Source organism: Clostridium oryzae, from assembly GCF_002029235.1.
Taxonomy (GTDB): Bacteria; Bacillota; Clostridia; order Clostridiales; family Clostridiaceae; genus Clostridium_AE; species Clostridium_AE oryzae.
Genome location: NZ_MZGV01000031.1, coordinates 18,617 through 30,766 on the forward strand (window position 1 = coordinate 18,617; position 12,150 = coordinate 30,766).

General features: G+C 34.5%; 11 protein-coding genes. 1 reads left to right on the forward strand and 10 read right to left on the reverse strand.

Annotated features, from left to right (window positions below; translation table 11 throughout):
* Positions 1-291 precede the first annotated feature (291 nt).
* From CLORY_RS13955 to CLORY_RS13965, 3 genes are all read right to left on the reverse strand, one after another.
* Positions 292-1,767: a flotillin family protein gene (locus CLORY_RS13955; protein WP_207652213.1), complete on the reverse strand. Its 1,476-nt coding sequence runs from the start codon at positions 1,765-1,767 to the stop codon at positions 292-294.
* 2 nt (positions 1,768-1,769) lie between these two features.
* Complete coding sequence (locus tag CLORY_RS13960; protein ID WP_079425490.1) at positions 1,770-2,378, reverse strand: NfeD family membrane protein; 609 nt, start codon at positions 2,376-2,378, stop codon at positions 1,770-1,772.
* A 224-nt stretch (positions 2,379-2,602) separates the two neighbouring features.
* Entirely contained in the window at positions 2,603-3,691 is a 1,089-nt protein-coding gene (locus CLORY_RS13965; protein WP_079425492.1) for a DUF3810 domain-containing protein, read from the reverse strand.
* A gap of 118 nt (positions 3,692-3,809) precedes the next feature.
* Here CLORY_RS13965 and CLORY_RS23315 point away from each other — a divergent pair, with 118 nt between their 5' ends.
* Complete coding sequence (locus tag CLORY_RS23315) at positions 3,810-3,968, forward strand: hypothetical protein (RefSeq protein WP_169911629.1); 159 nt, start codon at positions 3,810-3,812, stop codon at positions 3,966-3,968.
* A 159-nt stretch (positions 3,969-4,127) separates the two neighbouring features.
* Here CLORY_RS23315 and deoD read toward each other — a convergent pair whose 3' ends face one another.
* The 7 genes from deoD to CLORY_RS14000 form a co-directional block, all read right to left on the reverse strand.
* Entirely contained in the window at positions 4,128-4,829 is a 702-nt protein-coding gene (gene deoD, locus CLORY_RS13970) for a purine-nucleoside phosphorylase (protein ID WP_079425494.1), read from the reverse strand.
* A 99-nt stretch (positions 4,830-4,928) separates the two neighbouring features.
* Positions 4,929-6,113, reverse strand: a complete 1,185-nt coding sequence (locus CLORY_RS13975) for a phosphopentomutase (RefSeq protein WP_079425496.1) — start codon at positions 6,111-6,113, stop codon at positions 4,929-4,931.
* A 152-nt stretch (positions 6,114-6,265) separates the two neighbouring features.
* Positions 6,266-7,573 carry a pyrimidine-nucleoside phosphorylase gene (locus CLORY_RS13980; RefSeq protein WP_079425498.1) on the reverse strand — a complete coding sequence of 436 codons (1,308 nt, stop codon included), beginning with the start codon at positions 7,571-7,573 and terminating at the stop codon, positions 6,266-6,268.
* A gap of 125 nt (positions 7,574-7,698) precedes the next feature.
* Entirely contained in the window at positions 7,699-8,355 is a 657-nt protein-coding gene (gene deoC, locus CLORY_RS13985) for a deoxyribose-phosphate aldolase (RefSeq protein ID WP_079425500.1), read from the reverse strand.
* A 215-nt stretch (positions 8,356-8,570) separates the two neighbouring features.
* Entirely contained in the window at positions 8,571-9,503 is a 933-nt protein-coding gene (locus tag CLORY_RS13990) for an ABC transporter permease (protein WP_079425502.1), read from the reverse strand.
* Positions 9,496-10,596 (reverse strand): ABC transporter permease, encoded by a 1,101-nt coding sequence (locus CLORY_RS13995; RefSeq protein ID WP_079425504.1) that lies wholly within the window; start codon positions 10,594-10,596, stop codon positions 9,496-9,498. Before CLORY_RS13995 ends, CLORY_RS13990 begins: the two co-directional genes overlap by 8 nt.
* Positions 10,583-12,121 carry an ABC transporter ATP-binding protein gene (locus CLORY_RS14000; protein ID WP_079425506.1) on the reverse strand — a complete coding sequence of 513 codons (1,539 nt, stop codon included), beginning with the start codon at positions 12,119-12,121 and terminating at the stop codon, positions 10,583-10,585. Before CLORY_RS14000 ends, CLORY_RS13995 begins: the two co-directional genes overlap by 14 nt.
* Between the last annotated feature and the right edge of the window lie 29 nt (positions 12,122-12,150).

Sequence of the window (12,150 nt, forward strand, 5' to 3'; positions counted from 1 at the left end):
CTGCAGATAACTTTCTAAAAACTAAGATAATACCTAATATTCCAAGAGTATTATTAAAATAATTAGGATCATCTATACAATCAAAATTCAGCATGGCTGAATTTTAACCTTCTCTTTACTCTTTTCTCTTTACTCTTTACTCTCATACCTATTTAATGCACTTTTCCTTTGCTTTTACGTCCTGCGCATTTAGTTCATCTTTTATTTAAATTGCTCATTTAATTTATAACTAAAAGCCGATATTTTATTATCGGCTTTTTCTAAATATAATTTGTATGTTTTTTTAATTTACTACTTATTTCCTTCTGATTTATCATTCTTATTTTTATTTAACATATCCATTATATTTACACCAGTTATAGCCTCAACAGTTTCAGGTAATTGAGATATTATATTGCCTATATAGCCTGTAACCTTAGCAGCACCGTTTCCCTCACCTGTACCATTGTCCACAATAACAATTTTTTCGGTCTTAGATAACGGTTCTGATATAGCTTTAGCGATCTCTGGCAGTCTTTCTACGATCATCTGTGCCATTGCAGCATCATTATATTGCTTAAATGCCTCTGCTTTTTTAAGCATAGCCTCCGCTTCTGCCTTACCTCTTTCTCGTATAATGTCTACCTCTGCCATACCCTGAAGTCTTAATGCCTCTGATTTAGCTTTACCTTCAAGTTCAATAGCTTTGGCTCTAGCCTCCGCATCTGCTATTTCCTTATATTTTGTTGCATCTGCAATCTGAACATTGCTATATTTTTCTGCTTCTGCCTGTTTCTTTACAGTAGCTTCAAGTTCCTGCTCTTTTCTTGCTGCTTCCTTCTGAGCAAGTTCTATTTCTTTATCTTTTTTAGTAATTTCAACCTGTACGGCAGCTTCAGCAAGTTCTCTTTCCTTAAGCTTTCTAGTTATTTCAACCTGCATTTCAGTTTCTGCTACTTCTTTTTTAACCTTATTTCCTTCTATCTCATAAGCCAGGTCTGATATAGCTTTAGCTTGTTCCTGCTCTTTTCTGTAAGATTGAACTTTTAATTCCTTTTCCTTGGTAGCTTCTGCTATTTGAGTTTCTGACTGAAGCTTAGCAGCTTCTCCGTCTTTTACAGCCTCAGCAGTCTTTATCTTAGTTTCTTTAGCAGCTTCGGCTTCGGCAATCTGAGCATCTCTCTTAACTGCTGCTATTCTAGGTTTACCTAAAGCCTCCAAATATCCAACTTTATCAGAAATATCTTTTATAGTTAATACCTTTAACTCAAGCCCCATCTGTGCCAAATCCATAGCTGCAACTTCCTGCACATGTGAAGCAAATTTTTCTCTGTCTTTATATATTTCCTCAACACTCATCTTGGATACAATTTCTCTTAGCTTACCTTCCATAACGTTCTTAGTAGTATGTTCTATAACTTCAAGAGTATGATGTAATCCGTTTGAAGTATTAAATTGCTCAGCAGCTGATAATATGGATTCAGTATCTGATTTTACTTTTACTACTGCCACACCATCAGCTGTAATTCCAACTCCTTGTCCAGTTATTGCTCCATCAATTCTAATATCTATCTGCATATTTTCAAGAGATATTTTATCCGTTCTCTCTAGCATTGGAACTACAAATCCACCGCCTCCGGTTATTACTCTTTTCTTAAGACCAGTTACTATAAGAGCTTTATCTTGTGGTACCCTCTTCCACATTGAGAATATACCCAATATTAATAGGATTATAACCGCAACAATAATTGCAGGTACAATCAATTGTGAGATATTAAATAGATCCATAATTAATTTTTCTCCTTTATACTTAAATTATTATTTTTTAACGCCTCTACATAAAATATACCATCTTTTATTTCCCGTATTATTACGTCTTGTCCTTGGCTTACAGACTTGCCATCTATACTTTTAGCTGGAGCATTCTGTCTGCTCCCGTTTATTACATAAGAAATCTGTCCAAAACTTTCTTCTAAAATTGGTGATAATACAACAGCTCTCATGCCTATAATTTCCTTTTGCATGACACTACTGGTATTTTGTGCTCTATATAAAGGAATTAGTATAAATTTGTACAGTATAGCTGCTATTAAATAAGCTAAGATAAATGCTAAGAAGAAAGTGATAATAGGATTTAATTTTGCATGTGTGCCAATCATTCCTACCCCGCCAAAAACAGTAAGAAATGAAACTATTACTAGTGGTTTAAATGGAGAGATTGTCATGGCACCATTACTGTTATCTACACCATTTATATCAATGTTCACATGAGTATCTAAATGTAAAAAATTTAATACTTCTCCACTTAGATTAAGAAAATCAAATAGATTTCCTAGGATGAACGTCGCGGCAGTGTAGATAACGCCTACAAAAAAAATGGTAACATAAACATATTCCATAATATTCCTCCTTTCCTTCTTAGTATAGCATATGCAATAACTTTCTTCTGCAATTATTTTAGCATACTGCTTTATAAGTTATTTGTTACTCCTTTATATGATATTATAGATTATACCATATTTATATTTTTTATCAATAATCAAAATGTCCTTAGGAAGTAGTTTCTATTCGTTTATCATCTTCATTAATAATCTACGTCTCTAAGGCTATTATTAGCTTAATATTACTTGAAATCTTGAGGATTCTTTCTGTATTGAGCTAGAAGCAGATCTACCATTCTTCCATAACTCTCTACTCCATCAGTTTGTCCATTACTTTTAAGATAAGTATTATTCACTTGATTACATGTATCTTGTACTTTACCATTGTACTTATTCCAAAATTCGTTCTCGTATTTTAAGTCTCTTTCAACTGCTGGTGAATATAAGTTGACAAGCTTTTTATATGCAGCTGCATCCTTATCATAAAGTGCGTCCATCGAGTATTCCAAAGCAAGCATGGTGCCTGAATATTGAAAATATTTATAAGGATGTCGCATGCAAGCTAAATAAGCTATATAGTTAGCCTCATCTTCAGGTGCAAAACCTCTCTGGTGAGCCATCTCATGAAGCACAGTACAAGGAAGCATAAGATCTGTATTATTTACATTTACATTTGCTTCTCCTGTATATGGTATATAAATACCTGTTATTCCAGAGTAACTCATATATTTAGATAACATTATGGGCTTAGGTTTTCCATATTTGCCTCCAAGATCACTATATGTCTTTGAAAGCTCCTTATATCCAAGAGGTGCTGCTTTAAATGCAGCCTTATATCCTCCTTTAATATACATTACTCCTTTAGAATTTTCACCGACCTGAGTTCTTAAGCTATTAGCTTTATATATAAGGGCGCTGCATAATTCTTCAAGCTGCCGTTCGGAAGATTTTTGTACATGTAAGCCTGCTATTTTGTCAAATCCTATTCTGTCATAATTAAAACCCCAGCATATCATAAACAATACATATAATGCCGAAGTATATGCTAATAAGTTTATTAATTTTTTAATGATTCCACCTTTTACTGTAGCCATAACCGTAATTATTATCATAAATAGAAGTATAATAGATAAAGTTATGACAAGTATTTCTGCTACAGAAAACAAAAAAGGACCTGTAATTGTGCTGAGAATTTGACGTATGATTCTGTCTATAGAATTTGAATAAAACTTTTCCACAGCTTGAGGGTATCTTTTAAGCACATTGTTGATAAGTATTGTGATAGGTGTTAACAAGATGATTATCAATTTAGTTTTTAAACTTTTACTCATATTATCACCTCTTAATTATAAGACGAACCAAGCAAGTGAATTAAATGAAGATAATATTTAGCAGTTAGTGTATGCTTTAAATATTGGTAAGAGAAAAGAGTAAAGAGTAGAGAGAAAAGTGAAGGAAGAAATTCTGCTGCGCAGAATTTCTGAAAATTTAAATCTGATTATCGGCGATAACTTTTTAAAAACTAAGACTATACCTAGTATTACAAAAGGATTATCAAAACAATTAGGAGTCTCTATACAATCAAAATTCAGCATAGCTGAATTTTAACCTTCACTTTTCTCTTTACTCTTTACTCTCATACGTATTTAATGCACTTTTCCTCTGTTTTTCGTCCTGCGCATTTAGTTCATCTTATATTTATTATCCTATATATATATAATAAAGGTTTGTAGAAAAATTTACTACAAACCTTCAAGCACTTTTATATTATTTTAAAGTATCAAGTGCTATTTCAATCATACCTGTAAATGTCTTTTCTCTTTCTTCAGCTGTTGTTATCTCATCATATATGAAATGATCACTTACAGTAAGAATAGCTAATGCGTCAATATGGAATTTGGCAGCTAATGTGTATAGTGCTGCTGCCTCCATCTCTACACCAAGGCATCCATAATTAGCCCAAAGCTTCCAGCTTTCATTGTCATCACCATAAAAAGTATCCGAACTAAATATGTTTCCAACTTTAGGGTCAATACCTTTTTCTATAGCTGCATCATATGCTTTCTTAAGAAGCTTAAAACTTGCTACTGGTGCAAAGTTGCAATCCTTGAACCTTATTCTATTAATATTTGAATCTGTGGATGCAGCCATCGCAATAATTACATCTCTCAGCTTAACATCCTTGCTATAACCTCCGCAGGTACCTACTCTTATTATGTTCTTTACTCCATAAAACTGAATTAACTCATTAGCATATATTGATAATGACGGCATACCCATGCCGCTTCCTTGAACAGAAATCTTCTTTCCATTATAAGTTCCAGTAAACCCATACATACCTCTTATGTTATTATAACAAACTACATCTGATAAAAAATTCTCTGCTATAAATTTGGCTCTAAGCGGATCTCCTGGCATTAAAACACTTTCTGCTATCTGTCCTTCTTTTGCTCCAATATGTACACTCATCTTTTTCCTCCTATTATTCATATAATAATTATAAATGAAGAATTAAGGTAACAGGACTTCATTCTAAATTCCTTATTCCTTATTCTGAATTTCTAGCCGCTATTTTAAAATCTGTTTTGCAAAGCTCTCTCCATCTTTAGTGTTTTCTATTCCAAAGATTTCTGCTACAGTTTGCCCTATATCCGAAAATGTGTTTCTAGTTCCCAGATTAACATTTGTTTTTAAAGCTTTTCCACAGGCTATGAAAGGAACATATTCTCTCGTATGATCTGTTCCTGGTGTTGTTGGATCACACCCATGATCTGCAGTAATAAACAATACATCTTTGTCATTCATAGCATCAATAACCTGTTTTAGTCTTACATCAAAAGCCTCGAGTCCTTTGCCGTACGACTCTACATCGTTTCTATGTCCCCATTTCATATCAAAATCTACAAGGTTAGTATATATAAGTCCTTTCTTATTATCACTCATATATTCCAATGTTCTGTCAATACCATCCATATTATCTGAAGTATGAACAGCTTCAGTTATTCCTTGTTTACAGAATATATCTTCTATTTTACCTACCGCCTGAACATTCAAGCCTGCTTTTTTTAATTTATCCAGCACTGTTTCTGCAGGAGGCTTAAGAGAAAAGTCTCTCCTGTTGGCTGTCCTAGTAAATCCACCCTTCTTCTCACCAATAAAAGGTCTAGCGATAACTCTGGCAACTGCATGTTTACCTTTTAAAATAGCTCTGGCTTTTTCGCATATCTCATATAATTCATTAAAGGGTACTACATTCTCATTTGCAGCTATTTGAAAAACACTATCGCCTGAAGTATATACAATAAGTTTTCCTGTCTTTATATGTTCTTCACCGAGTTCATCCAGTATTACCGTACCAGAAGCCGGTTTATTTCCTATTATTTTTCTCCCAACTGCTGCTTCAAAGGCATCCACAACTTCATTTGGAAATCCGTCTGGATAAGTTGGAAAAGGTTCATGAGATATTACTCCTGCCATTTCCCAATGTCCTGTAGTAGTATCCTTGCCTTTAGATGCTTCTGCCATTCTTCCATAGCATCCCAATGGTGCTGACGAGCTTTGTGGACCAATCATACCTTCTATATTTCCTAGTCCAAGGCTTTCAAGATTAGTAAGTTTCAACCCGCCAAAATGTTTTGATACATGTCCTATGGTGTTACAATCATGATCTCCATACTTTTCAGCATCAGGCATCGCTCCCATTCCAACACTGTCTAATACTATCCAAATTATTCTATTTATATTAGATGACATTTTTTCCCTCCATTACATATTATAATTAATTGCCTACCAAGAGGCCTTGTAAATATGACAAGGCTCCTTAACTAACACGAGCTCTGAAGTTGAGACCTGTCACAAAAATACTGAAACTATATTATCTTATAATTAAGGAAAGGTAAGATTAATTATTTTCTTATTATATTATATATCAGCGGTATATCGCTAGCTTTTTCTTGAGATATAATGTAATTTTCTAATATTCGCTTTTGTGCTATATCTATATTTCCCTCATCATTTGAATGAATATACGCAAGAATATCTCCTGTGTTTACACTATCTCCTCTTTTTTTATTTAGTACAATTCCAACAGCTAAATCGACCTTATCTCCTTTTGTAGCCCTTCCTGCCCCTAGTTCCATCGCTGCAAGTCCTATATTCTGTGCATATATTTTAGAAATATAACCACTTCTATCACTTTTTACTGGAACTATGTATCTAGCTCTAGGAAGTAAATCAGTATTATCTAACTGATTCACATCTCCACCCTGGGCAGTAATAAACTCTCTTAATTTCTTAATAGCAGACCCATCCTCTATTGTACCTAACAGCATTTCTCTTGCCTGCTCTACCGATTCAGCTTTTTTCGCTAAAAATACCATATTACTGCCTATTGTAAGACATAATTCTAATAAATCTTTAGGTCCATTGCCTTTTAATGTATGTATGGCCTCTTTAACCTCTAATGCATTTCCCACAGCAAATCCGAGAGGTTGATCCATATCTGAAATTACAGCTACAGTTTTTCTGCCTAACCTTTCTCCAATATCTACCATAGTCGATGCCAATTTTTCTGCTTGCTCATAATTTTTCATAAAAGCACCATCACCGACTTTTACATCCAGCACTATACAGTCTGCTCCAGAAGCTATTTTTTTACTCATTATGCTCGAAGATATCAATGATAAATTTTCTACTGTTCCTGTAACATCTCTTAACGCATACAATTTTTTATCAGCTGGTACTAAATCTGCTGTCTGCCCCATAATGGCAAGCTTTATGTTATTTACATTGTTAATAAATTGCTTTTCAGAGATCTCTACTGAAAATCCATTAAAGGATTCCAATTTATCAATAGTTCCACCAGTATGCCCTAAGCCTCTTCCTGACATTTTGGCTACAGGAATGCCCAAAGCTGCTACCATAGGCGTAAGTACAAGAGATGTGGTATCTCCTACTCCGCCAGTACTATGCTTATCAACTTTAATACCCTGAATTTTGGATAGATTAAGCGTATCTCCAGAATTTATCATGGCCTTAGTTAAATCTACCGTTTCTCTCATATTCATCTTTTGAAAATATATTGCCATCATCAATGCAGATGCTTGATAATCAGGTATATCACCTTTCGTGTATCCATGGATAAAATAATTTATTTCATCTGTACTTAATTCTTCACCATTTCTCTTCTTTACAATTAAATCATACATCTTCATAAAATCACCCGCTATTTATTATTATATAAATTGCGAAAGTTCTAAGTATATTCTGACTTCTAAAATATCCTAAGGTCGAACCTAGTTAGCAGCGATATTTTAGAAAACACAATATAAGAACTTTATCACATTTTATTAGCTTCGCTTATGATAGCTATTCCAGCACTAGCCCCTATCCTGCTAGCTCCTGCTTCTATCATTTCCATCGTTGTCTTGTAATCTCGTATACCGCCTGATGCTTTCACACCCATTTCCTTGCCTACACACTCTCTCATAAGAGACACATCAGAAGCCTTTGCACCTGCTGTGGAAAAACCAGTAGATGTCTTAACAAAATCTGCCCCGCACTTTTTAGCTATAATACATACCTGCTTCTTTTCTTCATCTGTAAGCAAACAGGTTTCAATGATAACTTTAACCAATGCTTTTCCTTTAGCCGCATTTACCACAGCAGAAATATCCTGCTCAACTAATTTATAATCATTGCTTTTTACAGCACCAACATTGATAACCATATCAACTTCCTGAGCTCCAAGTTCTATGCATTGAGCAGCTTCAAAAGCTTTAACCTCTTTTGTATTTGCTCCTAAAGGGAACCCAATGACAACACAAGTTTTTACATCTGTATCCTGTAGTTCATTATGTACTAATGCAGTATAGCAAGGGTTTACACAAACTGATGCAAAACCATACTCCTTAGCCTCTTTACATACTTTTAGTATTTGCTCTTTACTAGCTTCAGGTTTCAAAAGTGTGTGATCTATATATTTTTCAAGTTTCATATTAATACCTCTTCCATAAATTTATTAAAATAGGTCATCTAAAGTTGATGTCCTAAATTCATAAAAAGTCTTATAGGGACATCGCCTTATGGGTGTGTCCCTATAAATATTATATCAAATATATACTTTATGTTCTATAAAAGCAGTCAATAATTAAAAACTATGAATCTATAGAAATTCTGTGAAACAGAATTTCATTCATAATTCCTAATTAACTATCGTTCGCCCTTCTGATATGGAATACCATCCTCTGCTGGTGGTTTTGATTTCTTTACAAAGCCAGCTAATGCCAGCATTGTAACCACATATGGAAACACTGAGTACACCTCAGTAGGAAGATTCCAGCCAAGCATCTGTGATTGAAGTCTAAGCGCATCTGCAAAGCTAAAAAGCAAGCACGCAAGTACAGAACCAATTGGTTTCCAGTTTCCGAATACAACTGCAGCAAGTGCTATAAAGCCTTTACCTGCAACCATACCATCTCTGTATAATGGAACAGTCCCTAGTGATAATGTAGCACCGCCAAGTCCAGCGAGTATTCCTGATATTATTACACAGGTATATCTAACCGCATACACATTTATTCCTAATGTATCTGAAGCTCTAGGATGTTCTCCTACTGATCTTACTCTGAGTCCCCATGTAGTTTTATAAAGCGCAATATAAGAAATTACAACTGCAACAAGAGCTATAAATACAAACCAATTTAAATCCCCCATGAAGGTTCCTACAATCGGCATATTTTTTATAAATTTAGGAAGTACATATGGAAGTCCGTTAACACTATCAGTTTGACCGCCCTTATGAAACAGTGTCATTATAAGGAACGCAGCTAACGCAGTTGACAACATGTTTATTGCTGTACCAGATACAGTCTGATCTGACTTAAGTGATATACACAAAAATGCATGAAGAAGTGCTATAGCCGCTCCAGCTACAACTGCAAATATAAGTCCAACTAACGCGTTTCCACTTACATATGAACCATATACCCCGAAGAAAGCTCCAATGGTCATCATACCATCAAGACCTATATTTACAACTCCAGATCTTTCTGAAAAAACTCCTCCTAAAGCTGTAAATATAAGCGGTGTGGCCAATGCCAATGTTGATGCTAAAAGATGGATAATTACATTTACATTACTCACTGACAGTCGCCCCTTTCTTTCTTCTCTGAGAGATATACTTTACTATATAATCTGTAGCTACAAATATTATTATGATAGCCTGAATAAGTTCAACAATCTCCTTAGGTATTCCATTAATCTGCAGGATTTTTGAACTGCTGTCTAGCGTACCAAAAAGTACTGCTGAAAATATACAACCTATAGGATTATTTTTAGCAAGCAAAGCTACTGCCATTCCGGTGAATCCATAACCCGGAAGTCCACTGAGCGTATTTAAAAAGTGGTTACCACCTGCAACTTGAGCTGCTCCACCTATACCTGATAATAATCCAGACATAACCATAGCAAGCACAATATTTTTCTTAACGTTTATACCACTATATTCTGCTGAATAAAGGTTATTTCCAACTGCTCGCATCTCATAACCCACTGTGGTTTTCCATAATATCCATGCTAAAATAATGGCAAGCACAATTCCAACTATTATACCTGCATTAGCTTGATATTGAGGCATAAAATTAAAAAGTTGTGCACTTTCCTTTATATTAAAAGTTCTCGCTTTTCCTTTCAATCCTAATGGAGTTCTAAGGATTAAAAAGTTAACAACATACATAGCTATATAATTCATCATTATCGTATTTATAACTTCACTGGTTCCCGATTTTGCCTTTATATACCCCGGAACAGCTGCCCATAATCCTCCTGCAAGCAAGCCTGCAAATAAAACAAGCGGAATATGAATAACGGCTGGAAGTCCTGGTATAACTCCAACGAATGCAGCAGCTAACATTCCCATAACGAACTGACCTTCTGCACCTATATTAAAAAGACCGGTTTTAAATGCAACAGCATTTGAGATTCCTGTAAAAACAAGCGGAGAAGTATAATATATAGTGTTCATTATGGACATTTTGCTTCCAAAACTGCCTGTCCACATAATTGAAAAAAATTCTTTACCAGCTGAAAAGTATTGATTTATGCTGTATCCTTTAGCCCACAGAACAAAGAATACTGATATAAATAGTGACAATACTATTGAAACTATTGGAAAAGCAAGAGGCCTTAAAACTTTTATTACAGCATTTAAAAATTTATTTTCTTTAATTTTGCTCATTATCTATCACCTCTTTTTCTGCTTTTCCTCCAGCCATAAGTATGCCAAGCTTCTGCTCTGTGGCATCCTTTGAATCGATTATATCAACTATTTTTCCATCATACATTACAGCTATTCTATCTGATAAAGCCATTACTTCATCAAGTTCAAGTGATGAAAGCAAAACAGCCTTTCCTTTGTCTCTTTCCTGTACAATTCTCTTATGTATATATTCTATTGCACCTACATCGAGTCCTCTAGTAGGCTGCGCAACTATCATAAGCTTAGGATTCCTAACTATTTCCCGGGCAACAATGAGTTTCTGCTGATTTCCTCCAGAAAGTGCGGATGCCATAACATTTTCATTAGGAGTTCGTACATCGAATTCCTCAATTAATTCCTTGCAATGCTGCCTTATTGCTTTATAATCCATAACAATTCCTTTGGAGAATTTTTTATTTTTATGCATTCCTAAAATTGAATTTTCCAAAAGAGAAAATTTAAGAACCAGTCCCCTTTTCTGTCTGTCTTCTGGTATATGACTTATTCCATCATTTATTCTCTGTTCAACGGATTGGTTAATTATTTCTTCGCCGTTAACTTTTATAGAACCGCTTTCAGTCTTTCTGAGACCAGTAATCGCCTCCAAAAGCTCGGTTTGTCCATTCCCATCTACACCTGCTATTCCAAGTATCTCTCCTGATCTTACCTGGAGACTTAACTCTTTTACCGCTGGCAAATCTCTGTGGTCCCTTACATTTAATTTATCTATTTCAAGCACAACTTCACCTGGATGGGCTTCAGCTCTTTCAACCTTTAAATTTACCTTTCTCCCCACCATAAGTTCTGCCAATTCGTCTATGTTAGTTTCCTTTGTATTAACTATTCCAGTAACTTTTCCTCTCCTTATTATAGTTACTCTATCGCTCATACTCATAACTTCCTTTAATTTATGAGTAATAAGTATTACTGATTTTCCCTGCTTCTTTAAATTATCTATTATTACACCAAGTTCTTGAATTTCCTGTGGCGTTAAAACAGCCGTAGGCTCATCAAGAATCAATATTTCAGCTCCTCTATAAAGGGATTTCAATATTTCTACTTTCTGCTGTTGACCAACAGATATATCTTCTATAACATCATTAGGATTAACATTAAAACCATATTTCTGAGATAATTCTCTCACATCTTCTATAGCTTTTTTCATATCTACAAAAATACCTTTTTTAGGTTCTTTTCCAAGCACTATATTCTCTGCAACAGTATAATTATTAACAAGCATAAAATGCTGATGCACCATGCCTATTCCATTGTTTATTGCATCCTTTGGAGAATTTATATTAACAATCTTACCATTAATAAGAATATCTCCTTTTTCTTGTTTATATAATCCATAGAGTATATTCATTAAAGTAGTCTTACCAGCTCCATTTTCTCCAAGCAGTACATGAGTTTCACTCTTATTAAGTTCAAAATTCACATCGTCGTTAGCTATGATACCAGGAAAGATTTTTGTGATATTTCTCATCTCAACTACTTTGTCCACTTTTAAACCTCCAATCATATGTTATATAG

What these genes read in the sequence shown, in the direction of transcription:
- CLORY_RS13955 (WP_207652213.1), bottom strand. Translation starts at nt 1,767, where the DNA reads ATGGATCTATTTAATATCTCACAATTGATTGTACCTGCAATTATTGTT.
- CLORY_RS13960 (WP_079425490.1), bottom strand. Translation starts at nt 2,378, where the DNA reads ATGGAATATGTTTATGTTACCATTTTTTTTGTAGGCGTTATCTACACT.
- CLORY_RS13965 (WP_079425492.1), bottom strand. Translation starts at nt 3,691, where the DNA reads ATGAGTAAAAGTTTAAAAACTAAATTGATAATCATCTTGTTAACACCT.
- deoD (WP_079425494.1), bottom strand. Translation starts at nt 4,829, where the DNA reads ATGAGTGTACATATTGGAGCAAAAGAAGGACAGATAGCAGAAAGTGTT.
- CLORY_RS13975 (WP_079425496.1), bottom strand. Translation starts at nt 6,113, where the DNA reads ATGTCATCTAATATAAATAGAATAATTTGGATAGTATTAGACAGTGTT.
- CLORY_RS13980 (WP_079425498.1), bottom strand. Translation starts at nt 7,573, where the DNA reads ATGAAGATGTATGATTTAATTGTAAAGAAGAGAAATGGTGAAGAATTA.
- deoC (WP_079425500.1), bottom strand. Translation starts at nt 8,355, where the DNA reads ATGAAACTTGAAAAATATATAGATCACACACTTTTGAAACCTGAAGCT.
- CLORY_RS13995 (WP_079425504.1), bottom strand. Translation starts at nt 10,596, where the DNA reads ATGAGCAAAATTAAAGAAAATAAATTTTTAAATGCTGTAATAAAAGTT.